Genomic DNA, 24,814 nt, shown 5'->3' with positions numbered 1-24,814 from the left:
GCGGGCTCGACTAGGCGCCGCCCTTCGCAATCGACCTCACACCCCGGTGAAGTGATGGTCCTGCCGATCTCCTCGATCGGTGGCGCGGTCCGGGATATGTCGAATGAGCAGATTGGATTATAAGCATGAGCAAGCGTTCCAGCGCCAAGTATAAACTCGACCGCCGCATGGGCGAGAACGTCTTCGGACGTCCGAAGAGCCCGGTCAACAAGCGCGAATATGGTCCCGGCCAGCACGGTCAGCGTCGCAAGTCGAAGGTTTCGGACTTCGGCATCCAGCTGCGCGCCAAGCAGAAGCTGAAGGGCTATTACGGCGACGTCACCGAGAAGCAGTTCAAGCAGACCTTCCAGCAGGCAAGCCGTATGAAGGGCGACGCCAGTCAGAACCTGATCGGCCTTCTCGAGCGTCGCCTCGACATGATCGTCTATCGCGCCAAGTTCGCGCCGACGATCTGGGCCGCTCGCCAGCTGGTGAGCCACGGTCACATCCGCGTCAACGGCGTGAAGTGCAACATTGCCTCGCGCCGCGTCGACCTGAACGACGTCATCGAACTGGGCCCCAAGGCGCAGGAAATGGCACTGGTCGCCGAGGCGCAGAGCCTCGCCGAGCGTGACATCCCCGATTACGTCGTCATCGACGGCACTGCCAAGGCAACCTTCAGCCGCGTTCCGACGCTGGACGAAGTGCCCTACCCGGTGAAGATGGAGCCGAACCTGGTCGTCGAATTCTATTCGCGCTGATCTGACTTCCTCCGAACCAGCAAGAGGGCGGCCCTTTGGGGTCGCCCTTTTTGTTTGGCGTCGCTAGATGCGCCTGATGACCAGCATTCCCCTGCCTGAATGGGCACCGCATGCCGCCGTTTGGATCGGCTTTCCGTCCGACCCTGACCTTTGGGAAGACGATTTGACGCCGGCGCAGGAAGAGGTCGCGGCGTTCGCGGATGCGGTTCATGCCGATGGCGCCGGGGAGCAGGTGTGGCTCGTCGCCGCCGACGAAACCGCGGCGACACGCGCCCGCGAATTGGCGCCCTTTGCCGAGGTGATCGTCGAGCCATTCGGCGACATCTGGCTGCGCGACACCGGCGCGATCGTCTGCGGCACCGGCGAGGATCGCAGGGCGCAAGGCTTTCGCTTCAACGGTTGGGGCGACAAGTACGACCTTCCTGGCGACGACAGCATCGGCGAGCGTCTGAGCGCTGCGGCCGGCCTGCCGTTCGCCAAGGCCGACTGGGTACTGGAAGGCGGCGCCATCGACGGCGATGGCAGCGGCACCTTCCTGACTACCGAGCAATGCCTGCTAAACCCTAACCGCAATCCCGGCTTCGACCAGGACGAAGTGGCGCAACGGCTGGCGCGCGACCTTGGCGCGACCCGCGTCGTGTGGCTTCGCGACGGCGTGGCCAACGACCACACAGACGGCCATGTCGACAACCTCGCTCGCTTCGTGTCGCCGGGTCGCGTGGCGATTCCCGAGGCTGAAGCCGACGATCCTAACGCCGACGCTTATGCCGACGCCGCCGAAGTGCTGCTCGACGCCGACCTCGACGTCGTCGCCATCCCCTCCCCCGGCCGGGTCGAGCGCGATGGGGAGATTATTCCTGCGAGCTACATGAATTTCTATATCGGCAACGCCGCGGTGGTAGTGCCGCAATATGGCGCGGCCAACGACGACGCGGCTGTTGCCGCGATCCAGGAAATCTTTCCGAACCACCGCGTCGTCGGCCTTCGCGCCGACTACGTCCTGACCGGCGGCGGAAGCTTCCACTGCATCAGCCAGCAGGTGCCTGCATGACCAAGATCACCGTCGCCGCTCTCCAGCTTGCCTTTGGCGAGGACACCGCTCGCAACATTGCCAACGTGGCCGACCTTGTCCGCGAAGCCGCCGGCAAGGGCGCTAAGGTCGTGCTACCACCCGAACTGTTCGAAGGGCCCTATTTCTGCCGGGTCGAAGACGAAGGCCTGTTCGCGACCGCGCGGCCGACCGCAGAGCATCCATCCGTGCTGGCGATGCAGAAGCTTGCCGCCGACCTGAATATCTGGATCCCGACCAGCTTCTTCGAGGCGGACGGCCCGCATCACTACAACAGCCTGGCGATGATCAATCCCGACGGCAAGGTTGCGGGCATCTATCGCAAGAGCCACATTCCCGACGGCCCCGGTTATGAGGAGAAATTCTATTTCCGACCGGGCAATACCGGCTTCAAGGTGTGGCCGGGCGCCGATACGACGCTGGGCGTCGGGATCTGCTGGGACCAATGGTATCCCGAGACCGCGCGCGCCATGATGCTGATGGGCGCCGAAATCCTGTTTTACCCGACTGCGATCGGGACCGAGCCGCATGACCCCGACCTCGACACGTCACGACTGTGGCGCCGGGCGATGATCGGTCACGCCGTGTCCAACGTCGTGCCGGTGGTGGCCGCCAATCGTATCGGTGTCGAGGGCGGACAACGTTTCTACGGGCACAGCTTCATCTGCGACGAGCGCGGCGACATGCTGGCGGAATTCGGGGCGGAGGAGACCGGCGTGCTGGTCGCCGAACTCGACATCGCCCAAGCGAAGCGCCACCGCGCCGCATTTGGCTTCTTCCGCGATCGACGCCCCGAACTTTACGGGCGGCTGACGCAGGATATCTAGGGCGTCCATTCCAAATAGACACTGTCACACTGCTCTCCGCCAACCACCCAAGTTCCTCGCGCGCTTCCGGTTTCGGTGAAGCCGTGTCGCTTAAGGAGCTTTAGCGACGAACAATTACGTGGGTCGACGTCCGCCATCAGCGCCATCGTCGGTGCGAGCTGCCGTCGACGCTTTAGGAACGCAGTTAGCGCTTCGCCGGCGAGACCTTCGCCCCATTTTTCTCGTGACAGTAGGAAACCGATCTCGGGCAACTTCCAGCAGCCCAGCTTGCCGATCGCCGCGCCGCCGAACTCCAGGATGAAATCGTCGCTGACTGCGGGATCGGCGTCGACCATCGACCGCAGCCAGCGCTCGCTCTCCGACACCGAACGATGCGGCGGGGTCGACCAGTAGCGCATCGTCGCCGGATCACTCATGATCGCATGAATCGAGCCGAGATCGCCCATTCTAGCCCGGCGCAGGATCAAGCGATCGGTGCCAATGACGTCAGCCATTGGTCGCCTTCTCGAAAACCGCTTCGAACATCGCCGCGTCCAGCCGCTTGGTGTTTTGATTGTAGCGGCTGCAATGGTAGCTATCGATCAGGCGCTGCCCGGTCGGTAGCGGATGCTCGGCGCCGTGCGCGAATTTTACGCGCGTTGGCGGCAGCCCGAAGCTTCGGCACAAGCTGTCATGGGCAACCTTGCCGAGCGCGATGAAGGTCGTGAGGTTGGGCAGGCCCGCGAGCGCTTCCATCAAAAAGGGCCGGCAATTGGCTTCTTCAACCGGCAGAGTTTTGTTCGCCGGAGGCAAGCATTTCACAGCATTGAGGATGATCGCGCCGGTCAAGGTAAGGCCATCGTCGGGCCGAGCCGCATAAATGCCGCGGCTCAGGCCGAATTTGTCGAGCGTCGCGTAGAGCAGATCGCCGGCATAGTCGCCGGTGAAGGGTCGGCCCGTCCGGTTCGCTCCATGCTTTCCAGGCGCCAGACCGATGATCGCCAGCCAGGCACCGGGATCGCCGAACGCGGGGACCGGGGCGTTCCACCAGTCGGGATGATCGAGGCGGCACTCCTCACGAAACTGCACGAGCCGCGGGCAGAGCGGGCAATTCCGGGGCGCTTCGGCCTTTGGAAGCGGCGAACGGTCGGCGGGGCTGGCGCTGGTCACCGCGCGAGCCTAGGCGAGCCCTGATGACTGAGGCAACGCATCTCTACGCAATCGCGATCGGATCTAATCGGCGACATGTCGCACATGGTCGACCCACGGGTGTCGTCGCGGCGGCGATCGCCACGCTCGACGAGCGCTTTTCGCTGTTCGATGCGTCGCCGATCATTCTGAACCCCGCAATTGGTCCAGCCGGTCGCGAATTCGCCAATGCGGTTGTGTTGGTGGAAGCGCACGTACCGCCCCACGCTGTCCTTTTGTCTCTGAAATCGATCGAGCGCGAGTTCGGACGTCGGCGCGGCCAGCGCTGGGGCGCCCGAGTGCTCGATCTCGACCTCGTCGCCTGGGACGGTCCGCCGCTGCGGAGCCAAGCCCTGACCATCCCCCATCCCCGGCTGACCGAGCGGGATTTCGTGCTTGGGCCGCTCTGCGCGATCGCGCCCGACTGGCGCATCATCGGCGCACTGACCCCTCGGCACCTTCTGTCGCGCCTTGGCAAGCGGCGGCGGGCAAGCTAGGGGCACCAACGCTGTGAGGGCCGTTAGCTCAGTCGGTAGAGCAACTGACTTTTAATCAGTAGGTCGCTGGTTCGAACCCAGCACGGCTCACCAGCATCTGCGGATCATCGCGCCGCCATCTGCCGAACGTCGAGCATCCCCGTCTCGGGCAGAACGAAGCGGACGCGCTTGCTGGCAAAATCGATCGACACCCGGTCGAACGCGCGCATCGCGTTCATGCCAAGCAATAGCGCCGGTTTCCGATCGAGGTTGAGCTGGCGAAAGATATGAGCGTCGGCGAAGGCGACAGGCAAGCTCTTGATGTGCATTCCGCCCAGTTGCAGGTCGTTGAGGATGGCAAGCTTTGCGCTGCCCTTCTCGCCAGTGACCGACTCGATGACGATGGGCTTTGCGGCGGACGAGCCGCGGCTCAGCCGCTCCATCAATCGTGGATTGCCGACGCTGATCTGCGAGCCCGTGTCGATGATGACCGTAACGTGATTGTCGTCGACGGCGGCATTGGTAAAAATCAACCGGCCCTTCCGCGCCCGAGCGCGAACGACGACCGTCTCGCCATCCATTTCGGTCACCGGATCGACGGATGGGGACACCGACATCGTGCCCGCCTTGAAATCGAAGAGCACGCGCTGCTTTTTCAGGCTGTCGATACCGAGCATTCCGTCCGCGCCGATATGCGCCTCATCGAGCGCCGGAGCGCCGGCGATGGAAAACTGACCCCGGCTCATGCTCATCGACGGAATGTCGACCGTGTTGACCCCGCTGGAACCCAAAACGCTGTGAAGGGTCACCCGCCGTCCGCCCGCCAGTCCGAGCCGTTCGGCCAGCTCGCGCGAGATGACGGTACGTTCGGAGCCCGTGTCGACGAGGAATCGATACGGCCCTTGGCCCGCGACTTTGACCTGGACGGTCATTCGATCGTCGAGGCTTTTCGCCAGGCTGACGCTATCGACCGGCGCTGCCGGCGGCTGCGGTGCCGCGACCGGCGTGGTGGCGGCGAGGATCAGGATCGCGAACAACATCGTGCACCTCGATCGTAAGGCAATCTGCCTGGAACAGAGGCTATGCCTCCTGTCACCGGGGCGCAAGCAACCACATCGGATCGATCGTCAACCAGTTGGTAAGCGCTGCGGCATAGCCTTCGGCGGAGCAACGGGCGGCAGGGAGGCCGGACCGGTGCACGAAAGGTGCGGATCCGTGACCAGCCAGACGCTTGAGACGACCATTTATTCACTGTCGGAGGATACGCCTCGTCCGACCGCACGGCCCGAGCGCCGCGGCGGCGAACGGCACATGACGCTCTATCGTGTTGGATCGATCACAATCGGCGACCGCCGCGAGCTTTGCCTGATCAAGAACATCTCGGCGGGCGGGATGATGATCCGTGCTTACTCGTCACTGTCCGCGGGAGCCGCTGTCGAGATCGAACTGAAGAGCGGTCAGCCGATTGACGGAATCGTCAACTGGGTCCGCGACGAAAACGCCGGCGTCACCTTCGATGCGCCGATCGACGTGATCGACATCTTGTCGGTGTCGATGGACGGACCACGCCCGCGGATGCCCCGGATCGAGGTCGACTGCATGGCGACACTGCGTGAAGGCGCCAACATCCTCCGCCTCAAGGTTTGCGACATCTCGCAAGGCGGCGTGAAACTGGAATGTTCATCGACTCTTCCGATCGACGCCGATGCGGTGGTGACGTTGCCGGGGATCCAGGCGCACGCCGGATCGATCCGGTGGTGCAGCGACGGACATGTCGGTATCACCTTCAATCGCCTGCTTCCGCTGGTCGACCTGGTACAATGGCTTCGTCAGCAGCGCGAAAGCTTTGCACCCGACCCGGCGATCAATCGCCCAGGTTGACCGGCCCCGCCCATACCAGATGCTCGCTGGCGAGCCGTTCTTCCTGAGATAACCCGGTCACCCGCAATCCCGGGCGGCGGAAATCCGGCTTCACCCGGGCACGCGGGGTCGGCACGTGACGCATCACCTGCTCGGGATTGAGCGAATCGAAGAAAGCGACGCCAGCATTGCGTCCTTTGACCCAGGCGATCCGAGCAGCAACGACCAGGTCGCCCTTGCGAAACTGCACAGCGGCGCCTTCCACCGGAAGCTTCTCGCCCTCCACCAGCGCGCCTTCGGCACTCAGGTTGCGGAGACGGACGGGCAGCGATGCACCCGACAGTTCGAGCGTCGCCGTCATCAACACGTTCGACCGACGCGTCTTCCGATTCTGCGGGCTGCTGCTTTGGTCCATCGCGCGATTCTTAGCGCCGAGCGGTAAATCTTGCTTTAACGCGGCAACCAATGAAGCATTTTTCGAAAGCCTGGGTGGCGATCGCCCTCGTTGTCATTTTCATGATCGCTGGATTGACGGGCGGATCGCACAATCGCTTCGATCTGGGCGTAATCGAATGGACGACCGCGATGCGGGCACAAATGCCGGCCATCACCGGCCCGCTCGTCTTCCTGACACACCTAGGCAGCGCCTATGCGACACTGGGTCTTGGCTTTGCGATTGCCGCCTGGCTTTGGTGGCGGGGCGCAGGGCGACATGCCCTGTTGCTAGCCGGCACCGTGGTCGTCGAGCGGCTGGTGATGGACGGGCTCAAACTTCTCGTCGATCGCGCTCGCCCCGCACTCGACATGCATCCGGTCGCGACGCACAGCGCAAGCTTCCCAAGCGGTCACGCCGCCAACACGATGGCCGTCTTCGTGGCGATCGCGCTGATTGCCGCGCCCGCCATTCATCGCCGCGCAGCCGTCCTTGCGGCGGCCGCTCTTAGTATCGTGATCGGACTGACCCGCCCCCTGCTTGGCGTGCACTGGCCGACCGACGTGGTCGGTGGCTGGGCGCTTGGACTGATCAGCGTGTGGATCGCGCTGTGGATCGCGCTACGCGCCGATATCCTGGCGATCGAAGCGAAGCATGATGTTGTTGGCGGGCATGGAACGGCGGTCGACCAGAACCAGCCCATTCCGCCACGCGATACCGGCGAACTCATCGACCGACCGTAAGCCCCAGCGCGGATCGCGTTCCTTCAGGCTGAGGTCGAACGCTTCGTTCGACGGCGCGGTCGGCACATCGGCTTCGCGCCACGGGCCGTAGAGGATGAGCGGCGCCCCGACGGAAAGCAGGCGTGCCGCCCAATCGATCAGCCCCAGCGAGGCCTGCCACGGGCTGATGTGAACCATGTTGATGGACACGACTGCATCGGCTCGATCGATCGGCCACGCGTCGCTGGAAGCGTCGAGGGTCAGCGGCGCAAGGAGATTGCCCGGCCCACCCTCCCGCCACGCCGCAATCGACGCGAGGGCGGCCGGGTCCGGATCGCTCGGTTGCCGCTGCAGCGCGGGAAAGCGCCGAGCGAAGGCCAGCGCGTGTTCGCCGCTCCCGCTGGCGACTTCCAGGACGGTTCCTTCGGAAGGAAGCCAGTCTGCCAGCACGTCGCCGATGGCAACGCCATTGCGAGCCGCCGCCGGGGCGTGACGGCGGACGTCGCCGCCGAGATCGCCGACATTATAAGGCGGAAAGGAAGGTTCGCTCACGCCGGACGGTCGTGCCGCCGGGCGCGCCGCTCACGGGCGATCAGCCACAGCAGGAAGCCGGCTGGACCGGCGAACAAGGTCAGCACCAGGATCGGAGCCTGAAGCCACCGCGCGAAGCCCTTGTTGTCGGCGTCCTTCGCAATCCACTGGCCCACGAACAGGTCGAACGCGAGATAATGGGTCCAGCCGATGACCACCCCCGCATCGCTCATGAAGATCGAACGGATGCCTTCGATGGTCGAAAAGCTGGTCGTCCCCGATCCCGGCAGCTTGCCCGGATCGACCACGCCGCCAAGGATCAGGCCGAGCGCGACGACATAGGTCAGGCAGAGTAGGCCCACGCCGAGGTAGAGGATCGCTGACGCGGTCTTCGGCCCGCGCGCGCCAAGGATCAGCAACGCCCAGGCGACCAGCGCGATCGCGTTGGTCGCCGAGAAGAGCGTTGCCCAGACCATCTAGCGGCCGCCCAACTCCGCGCCCTCGCCCGAGTCGGCGCCATCGGGCGCCGGCGTCTTGTAGGCGAGGATCGGCTTGCGCGCGGCAAGCGTCTCGTCGAGGCGGCGACGTGGGGCGTGGATCGGCGCCGCCTTGAGCGCCTCATCCCCTGCCCGAGCCCGCTCCGCGATCGATCGCAGCGCGGCGATGAACTGGTCGAGCGCGGCCTTCGACTCGGTCTCGGTCGGTTCGATCAGCATCGCACCATGGACGACCAGCGGAAAATACATGGTCATCGGGTGGAAGCCCTCGTCGATCAGCGCCTTGGCGACGTCGATGGTCGAGAAACCTTCCGCAAATCCCTTATCGCTGAAGATCGCCTCATGCATGCACGGTCCCGAATGCGCGAACGGCGCATCGAGGACATCCTCGAGGCTGCGCAGGATATAGTTGGCGTTGAGGACGCTGTCCTCGGCAACCTGCGCCAGGCCGTCGGCGCCGTGGCTGAGGATGTAGCTCAACGCACGGGTGAACATGCCCATCTGCCCGTGGAAGGCGACCATCCGACCGAATGCGTCGGGATGCTCTGACGCGGCGTCTTCCTCCTCGACCATCTTGAAGCTGCCGTCCGGATACTTCGCCGCGAAGGGAAGCGGGCCGTAGGGCGACAGCGCTTCGGACAGCACCACCGGACCCGAACCCGGGCCGCCGCCGCCGTGCGGAGTCGAAAAGGTCTTGTGAAGGTTGATGTGCATCGCATCGATGCCGAGATCGCCCGGACGAACCTTGCCTACGATCGCGTTGAAGTTGGCGCCGTCGCAGTAGACGAACCCGCCTGCCTCGTGGACCGCGTCGCTGATCGCCTTCATGTCGGGTTCGAACAGACCGCAAGTGTTGGGATTGGTGATCATCACCGCAGCAACATCGGGCCCGAGCCGCTTCTTGAGCGCGTCGAGATCGACGCGTCCGGCCGGGGTCGCGGGAATATCTTCGACCTTGTAGCCGGCAAAGGCGGCGGTTGCGGGATTGGTGCCGTGCGCGCTTTCGGGGACGAGCACGACCGACCGCGCATCACCGCGTGCTTCGAGCGCGGCACGAATGCACAGGATGCCGCATAGTTCGCCGTGGGCACCCGCCTTAGGGCTCATCGCCACGCCGTGCATCCCGGTCAGGTCGATCAGCCAGAACGCCAGGCGATTGATGAGTTCGAGTGCGCCCTGCACCGTTTCCTGCGGCTGCAGCGGATGGATGTCGGCGAAACCCGGGAGGCGCGCCATCCGCTCGTTGAGGCGCGGATTATGCTTCATCGTGCATGAGCCCAGAGGAAACAGCCCGAGATCAATTGCATAATTTTGCCGGCTGAGGCGGGTATAGTGGCGCACCGTCTCGGGTTCGCTGAGACCCGGAAGTTCGAGCGTGTCGCGCGCCAGTCCGCCAAGTCGGTCGCCAGACTTGGAAGGCTTGCGATCGAAGTCGACACCGGTCTGCTCGCGCGAGCCGATTTCGAACAGCAACGGCTCCTCAAGCATCAGCGCGCGATTGCCCGTCGTCGTGGTCCCCTCGCCCGCTGCCGCGACCGGCGAACTCGGCTTCCAGCCGCTCTGGTTGATGGTCATCGGCACACCTCCTTAAGCGCGGCTTCCAGCGCGTCGATATCCTCATCGGTGACGACTTCGGTCACCGCGACCACCAGCCCGTTCGCAAGCGTGGCTTCGTCCGGATAGAGCCGGCCGAGCGACACGCCGCCAAGCACACCCTTTTCGACCATCGCGTGGACCGCGGGGCGTGCCTCGACCGGAAGCTTCAGTGTGAATTCGTTGAAGAAGCTGTCGTTGACCATTTCGACACCCGGGATCGCAGCCAGACGGCCGGCGACCTCGACCGCGCGCTCGTGATTAATCGCGGCGAGTTGGCCAAGGCCATTTTCGCCGAGTAAGGTCATGTGGATGCTGAACGCCAGCGCACAAAGCCCTGAATTGGTGCAGATGTTCGATGTCGCCTTCTCGCGGCGGATATGCTGTTCGCGGGTCGACAGGGTCAGCACGAAGCCACGCTTGCCCTCAGCGTCAACGGTCTCCCCGGCGAGGCGGCCGGGCATCTGGCGGACATGCTTTTCGCGGCAGGCGAATAGGCCAACATACGGCCCACCGAACTGAAGGCCGACACCGATCGACTGGCCTTCGCCAACGACGATGTCAGCGCCCATTTCACCCGGCGACTTGATCAGCCCAAGCGCCACCGGCTCGGTCACTACCGCAATCAGCAGCGCGCCTTTGGCGTGCGCTGCCTCGGCGATCGGGGTCAGGTCGGCAATCCGACCAAGGATGTCCGGATATTGGACGACGACGGCGCTCGTCTCTCCGTCAATCGCGGCGATCAGTCGGTCGGCGTCGGTCGCGGGTTCGAGCGTTGGCACGGCGGTCTCAAGTGTGTCGCCGGTAAACTTCGCCATCGTCCGGCATACGGAGACGTAGTGCGGGTGGAGCCCGGACGACAAAATCGCCTTCTTCCTGCGCGTGATCCGCCGCGCCATGCCAATCGCTTCCCAGCAGGCGGTCGAGCCGTCGTACATCGACGCGTTGGCGACCTCGCAGCCGAGCAGGCGCGCGACCTGCGTCTGGAATTCGAACAGTACCTGCAGCGTGCCCTGCGCGATTTCGGGCTGATAGGGCGTGTAGGCGGTCAGGAACTCGCCGCGCTGGATCAGATGATCGACGCTGGCGGGGACGTGATGCTTGTAGGCGCCGCAGCCGAGAAAAAAGGGCACGTCGCCCGCGACCATGTTCTTGCGCGCCATCGCGCCAAGCTGCCGTTCGACCGACAATTCGCTGGCATGCATCGGCAGGCCGTGGATCGGGCCGGTTAGCCGCGCTTCTTCCGGTACGTCCTTGAACAGATCGTCGATCGAGGCGGCCCCGATCGTCGACAACATGGCAGAGCGATCCTCGTCGCTCAGCGGCAGATAACGCATCAGGGCTTCCTCATGGTAAAGCGAAGGCGGACATAATCGGCGACATTGCCACCGATGCGATCGGCGACGGCATCGGCAATGGATTGGCGGTCGTCGTGCGGGACGCCGGCACGGTCGAGCCAGCCGGCGCGAAAGGTCAGGACCCAGGCGGCGACGCCATGATCCAGCGTCGTCGGGCGTTCGATCAGACGTGCATCGACGTCGCGGAAGCCGACAGCTTCGTAGACGTCAACGAATTCCTCGACCGACGGATACCAGTTGGCGGCATAGGTCGGCGGACCGAACCCGCGCGCGACGAGCTCGTCGTCGAGCGCCTGGCGCAATCGGGCCAAGTTGCCCTCCCCGCCCATCTCCCCGGCAAAGCGGCCGCCGGGCTTGAGCGCAAACCAGATCGCGCGGGCGGCGCGTTCCTTGTCGATCACCCAGTGCAGGGTCGCGTTGGAGAACGCTGCATCGAACGCTTCGGCGAATTTCAGCTCGGCCGAGTCCATCAGGCGGGCGTCGAGCCCCTTGGCCCGCGCCGCGCCGATCATGCTAAGGCTGTTGTCGATGCCGACGACGTCCGCCCCCGCCTCGCGGATCTTGAGGGTCAGCGTGCCGTCGCCGCAACCGACGTCGAGAATGTGCTCGCCGGGTTGGGGGTCGAGCAAGTCGAGCGCCGCCTGACCAAGGGCAGACACGAAACCACCGACGCGGGCGTAGTCGCCCGCATCCCACTGGCTAGTCGAGGCGGCATTGAGGATCAGAGCGTCTTCACCCATTCGCGATAGGCGGTCTCGTCCATCAGGCCTTCGAGTTCGGCCGCGTCGGCGAGCGTCATCTTGAAGAACCAGCCCTCGCCCTCGGGATCGCGATTGACGAGCGACGGGTCGTCGGCGAGCGCCGGATTGCCCTCGATCACCTCACCCGCGATCGGGGCGTAGACGTCGCTGGCAGCCTTGACCGATTCGACCACCGCGGCCTCGTCACCCTTATTCAGCGCGCGGCCTTGCTCTGGCACCTCGGCGAAGACGATGTCGCCCAGCGCGTGCTGCGCATGGTCACTGATGCCGATGGTCGCGGTGTCGCCTTCGACCCGGATCCACTCATGCTCGCCGGTGAAATAGAGGCTCATGCGGTTACTCCCTGCTTGCGATGGTAGCGATGGGGCACGAACGGCATCGCCGTCACCTCGCCCTCGAAAATCTTGCCGCGCTGCTCCAGCTTTAGGCGGGTGCCTGGCTCGGCGGCGGCGGTCGCGACATAGCCCATGGCGATCGGGCGACCGAGCGAGGGCGAATGGCCGCCGCTGGTAACCCGTCCGATCTCATTGCCCTCGTCGTCGAGGATCAGCGCGCCTTCGCGCACCGGTTGCTTGCCGTCGACGAGGAGGCCGACGCGCTTCTGTGCGGCGCCATTGTCGAGTTCCGCCATGATGCGGAGCGCGCCGGCGAAGCCGCCCTCGGCGCGGCGACGCTTCCCGATCGCGAAGGTGAGGTCGGCCATGACCGGCGTGGTGCCGCCGTCGAGGTCGTGGCCGTAGAGCGGCAGACCGGCCTCGAGCCGGAGCGAGTCGCGGGCGCCGAGGCCGATTGGCTTCACGCGCTCATCGGCAAGCAAAGCGTCGGCCAAGGCCTCGACATCGCGCGACGCCACCGAAATTTCAAAGCCGTCCTCGCCGGTGTAGCCCGAGCGGCTGATCCACAGCGGCTTTTCGTTCCAGCGGAACAGCGCCGCCTGCATGAAGACGAGGTCGCCCACGCCCGGGACGATCGCGTCGAGCGCCGCGGCGGCCTCGGGACCCTGGAGTGCAAGGAGCGCCTGCTCCTTCATATGGTCCATCGCGACCGTGCGCGGCAGGCGACGCTCGAACTGCTCGATGTCGCCGTCCTTCGTCGCGCCGTTGACGACGAGGTAGAAATGATCGCCGCGGCGCGTGGCCATCAGGTCGTCGATGATCCCGCCATCCTCGGACAGCAGCATCGAGTAGCGGAGGCGCCCGTCCTTCAGCATCTGCAGGTCGCCGGGAAGGAGCGTTTCGAGCGCCTTGTCGAGATCGGGGCCGTGGAACAGCAATTGGCCCATGTGGCTGACGTCGAATAGCCCCGCGTGGGTGCGGGCCCACAAATGCTCGGCCATGATGCCTTCGTACTGGACGGGCATTTCATAGCCCGCGAACGGGACCATGCGCGCGCCCTGGTCTCGGTGCCAGCGATCGAGCGGCAAGGTGTGGGTCGGTTCGGTCGTCTCGGCCATGCGCGTCATCCTCGAAAGCCCGTCACGAGGGAGGTCCCCCGCGCTTGTAGATCGGGCCCCCGTCTGTCGCGGTAACCTGAGAGCTTTCCCCCGGAGCGTTGTCCGGGGTTACCCCTTCGGCGGTCTTCTCCTGAACGAAGAGGACACTTTCCAGACTGTCGGACAGACGCGGTCCGTTTGCCTGAGAGATTCCGGGGGCGGTTGCTCCTTCGGCGCCCCGTCTCCGGGGACTCTCCCGCGTCTGTTTCCGGCCCCGCGAGCGGCGCCAGCTGACGTGTTCGCTGTGGCGAGGCGGCGGGGGCGTGTCAACGCGCCCGCGACCAAGCGATCAGCGGGTTGCGTTGTAGCGCAGTTGCTCGGCGGTAAGCTGGAAGCCGATCAGATGCTCGAAGGTCGCCTTGGCGACGGCATCGCGGATCGCGGGATCCGACAAGGGATCCACCGCCGCGTCGGCGTCGGTCGGCTTGCGTTCGCGAGTCAGTTCGGCGCGGACGTTTTCCGGCAGCGTCGCGGCGCCTCGCGCGACCTGGATCGTCGCCTGGCCCCGAGTCGAAGCGCGCTGGCTACCCGCCGCGAAGGTCAGTCCGACGGTGCCGACCTTCTTGGCGACGACCTGGGTGCCGGCCTGCATCACGACGTTGAAGTAAGGGAGCACGACGGTGCGCTCCGGGCCGGCATCGCGCCGGGTCGCCACGACGTCGAAGGTCGCGGTGGACACGACATTGTCGCCCGTCTCGTCGCAGGTCGCGCGCAGGTTGGTGAGCGCGGCAGACACGTCGAGCGCAGCTGCATCGGTGCGATTCGACGGGTTGAACAGCGTGATGTCGCCGGTGGCGGCCGGGATACCGACCTGCGGGCAGGACGAACGAGTGATATAGATGCCGCCGCCGCCAATCTCGCCTTCGCGTGAGCAGGCAGTGGCAAGGAGGATCAGGGCCAGGGCAGTCAGGCGGCGCATCACGATGGCGGGTTCCTCTTTTTTTTTCTGCCCGTGGCAGGCGGTGTTCTTGGCGTCGTTCATAGGAAGCGCCTTGGCTGGCTGCAAGCAATCGCTTACATCGCGCTCCATGCCCCCCGCCAAGCCCCCGCTCCACCTGCTAATCGCCGCCCCTCGCGGATTCTGCGCGGGTGTCGATCGCGCAATCACCATCGTCGAAAAGGCGATCGGGCGTTACGGACCCCCGGTCTACGTACGCCACGAGATCGTCCACAACCGCTTCGTGGTCGATCGGCTGCGCGGCCTTGGCGCGGTATTCGTCGAGGAACTCGATCAGGTTCCGGACGGCCGTCCCGTGGTCTTTTCGGCCCACGGCGTTCCGAAAGTCGTTCCGGCCGCCGCGCAGGCGCGCGGGCTCGACTATCTGGACGCCACCTGCCCGCTGGTCAGCAAGGTCCACCGCCAGGCGCAGCGCCTGATCGAAGCGGGGATGCACATCCTCTTTATCGGTCATGACGGCCATCCCGAGGTGATCGGGACCTTCGGACAAGTGCCTGTCGGCGCGATGACGCTGGTGGAGACGGCCGAGGACGCCGAAAACATTGTCGTCACGGACACGTCAAACCTCAGCTTCCTGACCCAGACGACGTTGTCGGTCGATGACACAGCGGAGATCGTCGACATTCTCAAGCGCCGCTTTCCCGAAATCCGGGCGCCGCGCGGCGAGGACATTTGCTACGCGACTTCCAATCGACAGGCGGCGGTCAAGGTCATCGCGCCGCAGTGCGATCGCGTGCTGGTCATCGGCGCTCCGAACAGCAGTAATTCGCTTCGCCTCGCCGAGGTCGCTCAGCGGATGAACGTTCCCAGCCGACTGATCCAGCGCGCCAGCGACATCGACTGGGAATGGCTGGGGCAGCCACAGACCGTCGGCCTCACTGCGGGCGCTTCGGCTCCTGAGGTCCTCGTTCGCGAAGTGGTCGACGCGATCGCTCAGCGCTTCGAAGTGACCGAGGAAGAAGCCGCGCACGTCACCGAGGACATGGTCTTCAAGCTTCCCCGCGAATTGCTCACGGCTGCATGAGCGAACTTCCGCAGGTCGAGATTTTCACCGACGGCGCATGCAAGGGGAACCCCGGTCCGGGAGGCTGGGGGGCGATCCTGCGGTTCGGAGACCGTGAGCGCGAGCTTTCGGGCGGCGAGAATCCGTCGACGAACAACCGCATGGAGTTGATGGCGGCAATCGAGTCGCTCAAGGCGTTGACCAAGCCTTGCCGTGTCAGGCTGACCACCGACAGCAATTACGTTCGCGACGGGATCACGAAGTGGATCCATGGCTGGCGCAAGAATGGCTGGAAAACTGCCGATCGCAAGCCGGTGAAGAATGCCGAACTGTGGCAAGCATTGCTCGAGGCGGCCACGCCGCATCGTGTCGAATGGCTTTGGGTGAAGGGCCACGCAGGCCACCCCGAGAATGAACGGGCTGATGTTCTGGCCTGCGCGGAAGCAGACGCACGTCGATAGGTCGCTCCGCATCCCCAACCCTTGTGCCACGACCGCTTTTCCCGTAAATATTTTGTTAACTACGCTGTAATTCGTGCTTTGCGCTGCCTGCGGTGCGCCAAACGTCGCGCTGCAATTCTTTCTTGAGGAAGGAGCAGATGACCGCGGTCACGATCACCGACCCCTGTGATATCTGGGTGGAAGGCGTTTCGGCGGTTCTTTCCGCAGTCGGATACGAAACCTCGATCGTCGAGGAGTTTTCCCCGGAACACATCCCTGCCAGCGCGATTGCGCTCGTCGCGCTGACGAAGCTGCCATCGACCTTGATTGGCGCCGTCAACGGCTCAGCGCGCCCGCTCTTGCCGGTCGTCGTCATCCTCCATGCCACCGACCAGCTGCCGCTCGCCGACTTCATGGCGTCGCCGATCACGGGATTGCTGCTCAGTACGGCATCGCGTGAGTCGGTTCTCGATTGCCTGAAGAGCGTGAAGCGCAACGAACGCTGGGTCGATCCGCATTTCGCCGCCCGTCCCTGCCCGGATGGGAAGAATTGCCATAGTTGGGACGGCCTCAGCCGGCGGGAGGAAGAGGTTGCCCGCCTCGCCGCGGAAGGTCTCAGCAACAAGCATATCGCCCGCGCGCTCAATCTTTCGGACGGGACGATCAAGACTCACGTCCACAACATCCTGCACAAGCTCGGCTACGAGCGACGGCGCCAGCTGTCCTTCGATCGCCCCAATGCGCCGAGCGACCGCGTCCACTGAGAACGCGTCCTGCGACTTTCCAAAAGGATATAGATCCACCGCAAGCTTTCGCGGCGGTCGAAAGCGAATTGGATATACGCCAAGTATCACCATGGTCGCCTACTTCGACTAGGTAGATATGGTTGGGGCGACACCGTTGTTTCGGTGAGGGGCGCTTACTTTCAGCAGATCAGCGACTGGCATTGCCCAGTCCAGCCGAACCCAATCCTTGGGCCGGTCGGAGTTTATCGACTCCGGCTCTTGCCCTCTTCTGTCCGGAGAAGATCAATGGCTACCAACATCATCATCGACGGCAACTGCGTCCTGGACGAATCGTTCGGCCTGCAGACCGGTGGCGTGGCTCAGGGCTCCGAAGACAATAACGATCAGGATGTCTCGCTTGCTTCCCTCATGGGGAGCAGTGCGGCCTTCTACGAACGACTCTTCGACGGCCTCGGCCTCGATGCGGGCTTTGCGACCGCCAACGGCGTCGCCGTCCGTGGGTCGAACTTCATTACCGTATCCAGCCCCAACACCTCGATCATCGGGCTGGGCTTCGTCGACGGCGACGGCAACGCGCTCGCCACCTGGCAACCTGGCGATCCCGGCGTCCTGACCGATCTGGAGACGCTCGACGGTGAGGCGATCTATCTGTCCACCGACGCGGAAATGGGCGACCAGATGGTCCTTGGGCGCACCGCCGATGGCACGATCGTCTTCGCAATCCATCTTTCGCCGAGCGGCGACCTCAGCAGCGCGGGCGTCGAAATGGTTCAGTTTCAACCGCTGCACAATCCCAACGCGGACGATCCCGACGACCCCGTCAACCTGCTCGACGCGATCGGCGTCTCCGCACGCGTGTCGCAGGAATTCAACTTCAACAGCCTTCCGTCGGGTCAAAACCTGTTCGGGATTGTCGGCGATGCGGACAACGCGCTGGTCGTGATCGGCATGGCGCCCGACCTATCCGGCGACGGCACGTTCACCAACGCCAGCAACACCATCAACACGTCGAAGGGCGGCGGCCCGACCACGATCGGCATCAACAACCAGATGTTCGACCCCGGCGACGGCGCCTACTTCACCTTCGTGACGCAGCCCGATCCGAACTATCTGGCCGGCGTGGTGGGAGGCCTTGACCAGAATGAGGCCGACGATGCCGACAACATCAAGTTCGGAGAGCGTATCGAGGCCGACGGCGGTTTCGTGAAGATCGCCCAGATCCAGGGCAATGCCTTGGCGAGCCTGTCGATCAAGGCCTTCAACGGCGATAACGACCTCGATGGTCGCGCCTTCGCAAGCACGGGGGCCGGCGGCGGTTTGGGCACCGGGTCCGTCGTGACCATTACGCAGATTGTCGTGAAGAACGGCGCGGGAGTCATCGTCCAGACGATCGACGCGCCGACGGCCAACGCCGACGGAAGCTACACCGTCACCGGCCTCAACGCCGGATACAAGATCGAGTGGTCGACCAATGGAGTCCACGATCAGGTCCTGATCCAGGGCGTGGCCGGCAAGTTCGACATCGGCGGCTTCGGAGTCGATCGGCCGGACGGCGCCAACGTCGATATCGGCGATCGGCTCATCTTCGAGGATGCCGGTCCGGACGTGACCCTCTCGCTAGTCGCGAATGCCGAGGTTCGAGTCGACGAAAGCCTGGACGAGAATCCCGGAGAGGATGAGAGCGCCTCGCTTGGCAAGGTCACCGTTGCAGCAGCGGCGCTGTTCGGCGGCAATGCCGACTTCGGCACCGACGGCCATGCGGCTGACAGCTCGGACTGGTCGCTGGATCTGTCCGATGAGGCCGCCGACTCCGGCTTGGTGGACACCGCGTCGGGCGAAGCCGTCCTGCTTTACAGCGATGGCGCCGATATCGTCGGGCGAATCTCGGGCGGGATAGAGGTGCTGCGGATCAGTATCGACAGCGACACCGGCGCGGTCACGCTCGAACTGTCGCGGGCGCTCGTTCATGGCGACACGGGCGATCCGGACGAAGCGGACACGGCTTTGTCGATTGCATCGGGCCTCATATTTGCGGTGCGCACGATTACCGACGCCGACGACGATCAGGACAGCGCCAGCGCCGATATCGGACCGGCGATGAAGATCGAAGACGATGGACCGAGCGTTACTCTTTCGTTGCGAGCGGGTGCAGAGGTTCGCGTCGACGAAAGCATCGGTGCCAACGATTTCGAGGACGAGACGACGTCGCTCGGAAAGGTAACCGTATCGGGCGCGGTGTTGTTCGCCACGGACGAGGCCTATGGCAGCGACGGCGGGGGCGCCGATGCGTCGGCCTATTCACTCGCACTCTCTGCTCCGGGCGCGGACTCGGGCCTGGTCGATACTGCGACCAACCTGTCGGTTTACCTTTATGTCGATGGTGACGACATCGTCGGGAGGATTGCTGGCGGGATCGAAGTCTTCCGGATCAGTATCGACGAAGACACGGGCGATGTGACGCTCGATCAGTCGCGAGCGATGGTGCACGGCGACCCGGACGACCCGGATGAGGCGGATACCTATCTGTCGATCGCCGCCAGCAAGGTATCGGCGGTAAGGACCGTCACCGATGGCGATGGCGACCAGGACAGTGCCAGCGCCGACATCGGTCCCGCGCTTCGATTTGAGGACGACGGTCCGGCGATCGGTCCGATCGATGACGGATTGGTGGACTTCGAGGCCGGGGACTCGGTTACGAAGACCCTGAACGGCGCAGTGGGTTCCGACGTGAAGACCAATCCCTACACGCTGACCGACTACACAGAATCGCTGACGATCAATGGCGTTGATCTCGAAGGCGTGCTTGCCGGCGACAGCCGGTCTGTCACCTACTGGGCCGATACCGGTGGCGACGACATCTTCGGCAATGCCGGCGATACCGCTTACTATCGGATGACGCTCGATCAGGCCGCCGCCGGGACCTACACCTTCGACGTTCTGATCGACCCGCCGCCGTCAGTCACCGAATTCAACTTCGACGACCTGCCGTCGGGACAGAATCTGTTTGGGACCGTCGGGACGGCTTCTTCTGCGTTGATTGTCATCGGTCGCGCGCCGGTGCTGAGCGGGGACGGCACATTCACCAACGCCAGCGACACGATCAACACGTCGAAGGGCGGCGGGCCGGTCACGATCGGCATCGACAACCAGATGTTCGATCCTGGCGACGGCGCGGTGTTCACCTACGTCACCAATCCGGTTGCAAACTATCTGGCTGGAGCGCCCGGGGGACTCGACCAAAACGAGGCGGACGACGCCGACAACATGCAGTACGGATCGACCACGGAAGTCGATTCCGCCTTTTGCAAAATCGCGCAGATCCAGGGCAACGCGCTGGCGTCGATGCGGATCGAGGCGTTCAATGTCGCCGGTGCGCCGCAGGGTCAAAACCTCGCGCTGAACCATCTTGGCGTCGATCCGGCGGTGTCGATCACGGCGGTTCGGGTCTATTCGGCGAACGGCACCTTGCTGGAAGACAGCTCACTGCCCGGGCAGCAGAATGCCGCGATCGTCATCACGATCACGGGCGGCGTCGCGGACATCTCCGGCCTCAATGCCGGGTACAAGATCGAATGGGACACTAACGGCGATCATGACCAGGTCCGGATTACCGGGCTGGCGGGCAAATTCGACATCGGTGGCTTCGGGTTGAACCAGGGGCAGGACACGCCCGACCAATTGCTCGAATTCACCGCGACGGTGACCGACGGCGACGGCGACAGCGCGTTCGAAAGCTGGTCGGTCGGCATCGACGGAACCGGCGTCAACGACGACGACTCGGTCAGCGGAGTCGATGCGATGGCGCTACCGCTGTTCCGCGAGATGTACGATCCAGGCTTCGACCTGTTCGCGAGTGCCTATTCGATCCACCCGGACTCACTGCTGCTGTGACGACGGGCTGAGCGAGCTACCGGGTCGACGAGATAGCCATCCCCGTCGACCCGGTAGATTATTCAGGGAGCGAACGCGGCAGCATCGATGCCAGCTAGCTCGGCCGGCAACGCTTCCCCTAAAATGAGAGACGCGCACAACAGGGAAGCCGCCGGTGCGGTCTGGATGCCCATGCCGCCCTGCCCCACGCACCAAAAGAAATCCGGGGCTTCGCGGTCGAAGCCGAACTTCATCCGCCGATCCGGGGCAAAGGTGCGAAGCCCCGACCACTTTCGTTCCACCGCCTCGACCGGCCAATCGACGGCGCGCTCGAACCGGTCAATCGCAAGAGCAACGTCGATTTCCTCCGGCGCGCAATCGCACGGGTCGGACGGCGTTTCGTCGAGCGGGCACACCCACACGCTTCGGTCGCCCTCCCCCTTGAAATAGAAACTGGCATGAAGGTCGGTGACGAACGGAATCTTGCGAAGTCCGTCTTTCGCTACCCGCAACTGGACGACGGTCCTGCGCATCGGCTGAAGCCCGAGCGGTTTAACCCCCGCGGCAACGGCGACCGCGTCGCCCCACGCCCCGGCTGCATCGACGATGATCGAGGCCGAAACCGGTCCGTTCGGCGTTTCCATTTCCCACCGCTCGCCAACCCGGCAAGCGCCGTTAAAGGCACGATCGGTCGAGATCGAGCCGCCGAGCCTGCGAATTTCCGCGAGGCATGCGGCGTGGAAAGCGGCGACATCGATGTCGGCGCAGCTCTTTTCGTAAAAGGCACCCGACCATTGCGAGCGCAGTCCCGGCACCAGACGGTTCAGCGTCTCGCGATCCAGCCGGACCGGACGATCGGCACCTTTTAACTCGTCGGCATGTTCGACTTGCTCTCCGGACGGACCGGTCAGGTGCACCGCTCCGCGGGGATGAAGCAGGTCGACGGGGGCCGAGGGCCAGCGCGCGTCGAACATTGGGCGGGAACGCAGGCTGAGTTGTTGCTCCGGCGTTCCGCCGCCAAGGCTTGCCTGCCAAAAAGCCGCCGACCGTCCGGTCGAATGATAGCCGCAGTGGCTCTCGGCCTCAATCACCAGCACCGACCGAAGGCCCGCCAAGCGCGCGCCGAGGCTTGCGCCGGCGATCCCGGCCCCAACGATCAGAACATCGACATGCTGCATGGTCTGGGCTGGTTACGGTTTCGAAAGACCGTCCGTCTAGGGGTGGTCGAATGATGAACATGCAATTCACCCTGATCTTGTTGATCCTGCTGGCGGTCCTCTTGGTCGCCGCGGCGGCCATCGACATCGCCACTCGGACGATTCCGAACTGGCTGAACGTGACGATTGCGGTGCTGGCGCCCGTCTACTGGTTGGCGGCGGGAATCGACTTCTATCCCGACGTGCTGGAGCGGATCGGCGGAGCGTATCTGCTGTTCGTCGCCTTCTTCGGCCTGTTCTGCCTGGGCGGAATGGGCGGCGGGGACGTCAAGATGGGGGGCGCACTCGCGCTCTGGTTCGCTCCGCTCGCAACCCTGCAGTTGTTCGTCATTACCTGCATCGCCGGCGGTTTCGTCAGCGGCGCGGCCTATTTTTACCATCACAAAATAGCGCGCGCAGAGGGGAAAACCGAAGTTCCCTACGGCGTCGCGATCGCAATCGGCGGGCTATGGTTACTCGCCCAACGGTTTCTTAACCAATTTGCCTGATGTTCTGAGCATCGAGGGAACCCTCTAGGGGAGGCGATTTCGCCATGGACGTGAAGAAAGTTGCACTGCTCATCGGAGCCTTGGTCATCGCGGTGGTTACCGCCGTCATGGCCAAGAACATGTTTGCCGGCGCCGGGGCCGATCAGGCCAATGCCGCACCGGTCGTTCCGATGGGACCGAAAGTCCTGGTAGCCCGCAAGGCGCTGCCGGTCGGCACCATCATCGACGCCGAAAGCCTTGCCTTCCAGGCATGGCCCAAGGAGCTCGTCCAGAACGCCTATTACACCGAGGGTACGCCTGAAGCCGACATGTCGAAGCTTCTGGGCACCGTCGTTCGCAATCCGGTGACCGCGGGACAACCGCTGACCCGCGGCGCGCTCGTCGGCCCCAACGACCGCGGCTTTCTGGCCGCCGCGCTCGGGCCGGGCATGCGTGCCGTCACGGTTCCCGTGTCGACCACGACCGGCGTCGGCGGTTTCATCTTCCCGGGCGACCGCGTCGACATGATGCTGACCCAGGACGTGACCGGCGGCGGCGAAGGCCCGCCCCTGAAGGTTTCGGAAACGATCGTTCGCAACCTGCGTGTGCTCGCCACCGATCAGCGCATCGACAGCAAGAACGAGGAAGGCAAGACCGAGGTCAAGACCTTCACCACCGTCACGCTGGAGGCGACCCCGCGCATTGCGGAAAAGATCGCGGTCAGCCAGTCGGTCGGCACGCTGTCGCTGTCGCTCCGCTCGATCGCGGACAACACTGCCGAGCTCGAGCGCGCCGTCGCTGCGGGTGAGGTCAAGGTCCCGGCCGGCGCGAACCCGGCGCAGGAGCGCCAGATGCTCCTCGCCATCGCCAATCGTCCGGCCGACAACAACACGACCTATGTCACCGGCGGCGACGTGTCGCGCTTCCAGCGCCGCAGCGTCCCGCGGGCAGCGTCCGCGGCGCCGACATCGTCGGACCCGATGACCAAGTTCGCCAACGCCATGATGGGCCGCCAAGCCGGTCCGATGTCCACCGCCGCAAGCGCAGGTCCTGCGCCGGTGACCGGTCCGGTCGTCCGGGTTTCGCGCGGCAATAACGTCACCGTCGTTCCGGTGGGAGGCAAGTAAGATGACGAGCCGTAAGATGATCCGCCGCGCACCCGTGGGCACCGCCCTCGCCGCGCTGGCCCTGTGCCTCGGCAGCGTTGCCGTCGCCACTCCCGCCCTTGCCCAGTCGCGCGCTGCGCGGCCGTCGGAAACGCTGACCCTGTCGCAGAACACCGGAACGCTGGTTCGCCTGTCGTCCCCGATGAGCGACGTGTTCATCGCCAACGACAGCATCGCCGACGTCCAGGTGCGCTCGTCCACCCAGCTCTATGTCTTCGGCAAGAGCTCGGGCGAAACGACCGTCTATGCGACCGACAAGTCGGGCCGCGTAGTCTACGCCGCCAACGTCCGTGTCGGCACCAATGCCGGATCGGTCGGCGAAATGCTGCGCCTGGCGATGCCGGAAGCAAGCATTCAGGCGACGCCGATGAACAACCTGGTCCTGCTGACCGGAACCGTTTCGTCGCCCAACGACGTCGAGGAGGCACAGCGCCTGGTTCAGGCCTATGTCGGCACCGGCACGCAGGTGGTCAGCCGCCTACGCTCGGCAACGCCGCTGCAGGTCATGCTCAAGGTCAAGATCGCGGAAGTAAACCGCAGCCTGGTCAAGTCGATCGGCGTCAATCTGTTGTCGCGCGATCGTGGCGGCGGAACGCTGTTCGGCATCGGCCAGGGCAACCCCGGCACGATCGGGACGCCGTCCACGCCCACGGTGCCGGGTACGCCGACGGTGTTCAACACGATCACCAACGGTACCTCGCTGGGACTGTTCGGTCGGGTTCTGGGCCTCGATGTCCTCGGTACGCTCGACCTTGCCGAAAATGACGGCCTCGTCTCGACGCTTGCCGAACCGAACCTCACCGCTCTGTCGGGTGAAACCGCCAGCTTCCTGGCCGGCGGCGAATTCCCGATCCCGATCTCGCAGAGCCTCGGCGCGGTGACGATTGAGTATAAGCAATATGGCGTCGGCTTGGCCTTCACGCCGTACGTGCTGGCCGACGGCCGCATCTCGATGCGCGTCCGCCCGGAAGTCAGCGAATTGTCGAACGAAGGGTCGATCCGGCTCAACGGATACGACGTTCCCGCACTGACGACGCGCCGCGCCGAAACGACCGTCGAACTGGGCTCGGGACAGAGCTTCATGATCGCCGGCCTGCTGCGCAACGCCAACACCAACAACATCAGCAAGGCCCCGTTCCTCGGCGACCTGCCGATCCTCGGCGCGCTGTTCCGCTCGACCAGCTATCGCCGGGCGGAAACCGAATTGGTGATCATCGTGACGCCGTACCTGGTGCGCCCGACCTCGGGCCAGCTGGCACTGCCGACGGATGGCTATCGCGCTCCGAACACCGCCGACATGGTCCTTGGTGGACAGACGTTCCAGGGTGTCTCGGCTCCGCGTCCGGTCGCCGTTGCTCCCGCTCCGGCCATCACCGGCACGGCGACGACCGCCGCCGCCAGCCCGGGCTTCAAGCTGTGAT

The 24,814-nt window shown here is 64.5% G+C and carries 25 protein-coding genes, 1 tRNA gene, 1 pseudogene and 2 riboswitches; of the genes and pseudogenes, 14 read left to right on the top strand and 13 right to left on the bottom strand.

Features of this window, described 5'->3' with window-relative positions:
- The first annotated feature begins 125 nt into the window (after positions 1-125).
- The 3 genes from rpsD to aguB all read left to right on the top strand — a co-directional run bounded on the left by rpsD (position 126) and on the right by aguB (position 2,636).
- A complete protein-coding gene (gene rpsD, locus SH584_RS12565) occupies positions 126-740 on the top strand; it encodes a 30S ribosomal protein S4 (RefSeq protein ID WP_322840827.1) in 615 nt (204 codons plus the stop codon).
- A gap of 76 nt (positions 741-816) precedes the next feature.
- Positions 817-1,791 (top strand): agmatine deiminase family protein, encoded by a 975-nt coding sequence (locus SH584_RS12560; protein WP_324807536.1) that lies wholly within the window; start codon positions 817-819, stop codon positions 1,789-1,791.
- On the top strand, positions 1,788-2,636 hold the full coding sequence (gene aguB, locus SH584_RS12555; RefSeq protein WP_324807534.1) for an N-carbamoylputrescine amidase: 849 nt from the start codon (positions 1,788-1,790) through the stop codon (positions 2,634-2,636). Before SH584_RS12560 ends, aguB begins: the two co-directional genes overlap by 4 nt.
- On the opposite strand, the gene SH584_RS12550 is transcribed toward aguB, so the two are convergent.
- A complete protein-coding gene (locus SH584_RS12550; RefSeq protein ID WP_324807532.1) occupies positions 2,633-3,130 on the bottom strand; it encodes a GNAT family N-acetyltransferase in 498 nt (165 codons plus the stop codon). The two genes, aguB and SH584_RS12550, sit on opposite strands and share 4 nt — an antisense overlap.
- The gene (locus SH584_RS12545; protein ID WP_324807531.1) at positions 3,123-3,785 is read right to left on the bottom strand and encodes a uracil-DNA glycosylase; all 663 of its coding nucleotides are present in this window, start codon (positions 3,783-3,785) and stop codon (positions 3,123-3,125) included. Before SH584_RS12545 ends, SH584_RS12550 begins: the two co-directional genes overlap by 8 nt.
- 23 nt (positions 3,786-3,808) lie before the next feature.
- Between SH584_RS12545 and folK the strand changes: the two genes are divergently transcribed.
- Both folK and SH584_RS12535 read left to right on the top strand, forming a co-directional pair.
- Complete coding sequence (gene folK / locus SH584_RS12540; protein WP_324807529.1) at positions 3,809-4,300, top strand: 2-amino-4-hydroxy-6-hydroxymethyldihydropteridine diphosphokinase; 492 nt, start codon at positions 3,809-3,811, stop codon at positions 4,298-4,300.
- 17 nt (positions 4,301-4,317) lie between these two features.
- A tRNA-Lys gene (locus SH584_RS12535) sits at positions 4,318-4,393 on the top strand.
- A gap of 11 nt (positions 4,394-4,404) precedes the next feature.
- Here SH584_RS12535 and SH584_RS12530 read toward each other — a convergent pair.
- Positions 4,405-5,319, bottom strand: a complete 915-nt coding sequence (locus SH584_RS12530) for a retroviral-like aspartic protease family protein (protein ID WP_324807527.1) — start codon at positions 5,317-5,319, stop codon at positions 4,405-4,407.
- Between the two features lie 175 nt (positions 5,320-5,494).
- On the opposite strand from SH584_RS12530, the gene SH584_RS12525 reads away from it, so the two are divergent.
- Positions 5,495-6,160, top strand: a complete 666-nt coding sequence (locus tag SH584_RS12525) for a PilZ domain-containing protein (RefSeq protein WP_324807525.1) — start codon at positions 5,495-5,497, stop codon at positions 6,158-6,160.
- Here the strand turns inward: SH584_RS12525 and SH584_RS12520 are convergent.
- Complete coding sequence (locus SH584_RS12520; protein WP_324807523.1) at positions 6,144-6,554, bottom strand: PilZ domain-containing protein; 411 nt, start codon at positions 6,552-6,554, stop codon at positions 6,144-6,146. The genes SH584_RS12525 and SH584_RS12520 overlap by 17 nt on opposite strands.
- Positions 6,555-6,604: 50 nt before the next feature.
- Here SH584_RS12520 and SH584_RS12515 point away from each other — a divergent pair.
- Positions 6,605-7,180: pseudogene (locus tag SH584_RS12515) on the top strand (phosphatase PAP2 family protein); the annotation flags it as partial.
- A gap of 12 nt (positions 7,181-7,192) precedes the next feature.
- Here the strand turns inward: SH584_RS12515 and SH584_RS12510 are convergent.
- The 8 genes from SH584_RS12510 to SH584_RS12475 form a co-directional block, all read right to left on the bottom strand.
- Positions 7,193-7,846: a DUF938 domain-containing protein gene (locus SH584_RS12510; protein ID WP_324807521.1), complete on the bottom strand. Its 654-nt coding sequence runs from the start codon at positions 7,844-7,846 to the stop codon at positions 7,193-7,195.
- Positions 7,843-8,301: an ABA4-like family protein gene (locus SH584_RS12505; RefSeq protein WP_324807520.1), complete on the bottom strand. Its 459-nt coding sequence runs from the start codon at positions 8,299-8,301 to the stop codon at positions 7,843-7,845. The genes SH584_RS12510 and SH584_RS12505 overlap by 4 nt, the downstream gene beginning before the upstream one ends.
- On the bottom strand, positions 8,302-9,897 hold the full coding sequence (gcvPB, locus tag SH584_RS12500) for an aminomethyl-transferring glycine dehydrogenase subunit GcvPB (protein ID WP_324807518.1): 1,596 nt from the start codon (positions 9,895-9,897) through the stop codon (positions 8,302-8,304).
- Entirely contained in the window at positions 9,894-11,252 is a 1,359-nt protein-coding gene (gene gcvPA, locus SH584_RS12495; RefSeq protein ID WP_324807516.1) for an aminomethyl-transferring glycine dehydrogenase subunit GcvPA, read from the bottom strand. Before gcvPA ends, gcvPB begins: the two co-directional genes overlap by 4 nt.
- On the bottom strand, positions 11,252-12,013 hold the full coding sequence (locus SH584_RS12490) for a class I SAM-dependent methyltransferase (protein ID WP_324807514.1): 762 nt from the start codon (positions 12,011-12,013) through the stop codon (positions 11,252-11,254). The genes gcvPA and SH584_RS12490 overlap by 1 nt, the downstream gene beginning before the upstream one ends.
- Entirely contained in the window at positions 11,995-12,366 is a 372-nt protein-coding gene (gcvH, locus tag SH584_RS12485) for a glycine cleavage system protein GcvH (RefSeq protein WP_324807513.1), read from the bottom strand. Before gcvH ends, SH584_RS12490 begins: the two co-directional genes overlap by 19 nt.
- Positions 12,363-13,487: a glycine cleavage system aminomethyltransferase GcvT gene (gene gcvT / locus SH584_RS12480; protein ID WP_324807511.1), complete on the bottom strand. Its 1,125-nt coding sequence runs from the start codon at positions 13,485-13,487 to the stop codon at positions 12,363-12,365. The genes gcvH and gcvT overlap by 4 nt, the downstream gene beginning before the upstream one ends.
- A 59-nt stretch (positions 13,488-13,546) precedes the next feature.
- Positions 13,547-13,645: riboswitch (glycine riboswitch) on the bottom strand.
- A gap of 1 nt (position 13,646) precedes the next feature.
- Positions 13,647-13,735, bottom strand: a riboswitch (glycine riboswitch).
- 80 nt (positions 13,736-13,815) lie between these two features.
- On the bottom strand, positions 13,816-14,508 hold the full coding sequence (locus SH584_RS12475) for a hypothetical protein (protein ID WP_324807509.1): 693 nt from the start codon (positions 14,506-14,508) through the stop codon (positions 13,816-13,818).
- Between the two features lie 46 nt (positions 14,509-14,554).
- Between SH584_RS12475 and ispH the strand changes: the two genes are divergently transcribed.
- The 4 genes from ispH to SH584_RS12455 all read left to right on the top strand — a co-directional run bounded on the left by ispH (position 14,555) and on the right by SH584_RS12455 (position 20,564).
- Positions 14,555-15,508 (top strand): 4-hydroxy-3-methylbut-2-enyl diphosphate reductase, encoded by a 954-nt coding sequence (gene ispH, locus SH584_RS12470; protein ID WP_324807508.1) that lies wholly within the window; start codon positions 14,555-14,557, stop codon positions 15,506-15,508.
- Complete coding sequence (gene rnhA / locus SH584_RS12465; protein WP_322840848.1) at positions 15,505-15,948, top strand: ribonuclease HI; 444 nt, start codon at positions 15,505-15,507, stop codon at positions 15,946-15,948. The genes ispH and rnhA overlap by 4 nt, the downstream gene beginning before the upstream one ends.
- Positions 15,949-16,085: 137 nt before the next feature.
- Positions 16,086-16,691, top strand: a complete 606-nt coding sequence (locus tag SH584_RS12460) for a helix-turn-helix transcriptional regulator (RefSeq protein WP_324807505.1) — start codon at positions 16,086-16,088, stop codon at positions 16,689-16,691.
- A gap of 267 nt (positions 16,692-16,958) precedes the next feature.
- Entirely contained in the window at positions 16,959-20,564 is a 3,606-nt protein-coding gene (locus SH584_RS12455) for a DUF5801 repeats-in-toxin domain-containing protein (RefSeq protein WP_324807503.1), read from the top strand.
- Positions 20,565-20,626: 62 nt separating this feature from the next.
- Here the strand turns inward: SH584_RS12455 and SH584_RS12450 are convergent, their stop codons facing one another.
- Positions 20,627-21,721: an NAD(P)/FAD-dependent oxidoreductase gene (locus tag SH584_RS12450; RefSeq protein ID WP_324807500.1), complete on the bottom strand. Its 1,095-nt coding sequence runs from the start codon at positions 21,719-21,721 to the stop codon at positions 20,627-20,629.
- 53 nt (positions 21,722-21,774) lie between these two features.
- Between SH584_RS12450 and SH584_RS12445 the strand changes: the two genes are divergently transcribed.
- The 3 genes from SH584_RS12445 to SH584_RS12435 are packed head-to-tail and all read left to right on the top strand — an operon-like array spanning position 21,775 to position 24,813.
- The gene (locus SH584_RS12445) at positions 21,775-22,248 is read left to right on the top strand and encodes an A24 family peptidase (protein ID WP_324807498.1); all 474 of its coding nucleotides are present in this window, start codon (positions 21,775-21,777) and stop codon (positions 22,246-22,248) included.
- A gap of 44 nt (positions 22,249-22,292) precedes the next feature.
- The gene (gene cpaB / locus SH584_RS12440; protein ID WP_322840853.1) at positions 22,293-23,354 is read left to right on the top strand and encodes a Flp pilus assembly protein CpaB; all 1,062 of its coding nucleotides are present in this window, start codon (positions 22,293-22,295) and stop codon (positions 23,352-23,354) included.
- Position 23,355: 1 nt separating this feature from the next.
- Entirely contained in the window at positions 23,356-24,813 is a 1,458-nt protein-coding gene (locus SH584_RS12435) for a type II and III secretion system protein family protein (RefSeq protein WP_324807494.1), read from the top strand.
- Position 24,814: the final 1 nt, after the last annotated feature.

The organism is Sphingomonas sp. LY29 (assembly GCF_035593985.1).
GTDB lineage: Bacteria > Pseudomonadota > Alphaproteobacteria > Sphingomonadales > Sphingomonadaceae > Sphingomicrobium.
Note: the sequence above shows the minus strand (reverse complement) of the source record. Positions and strands in the feature narration are given on the sequence as shown.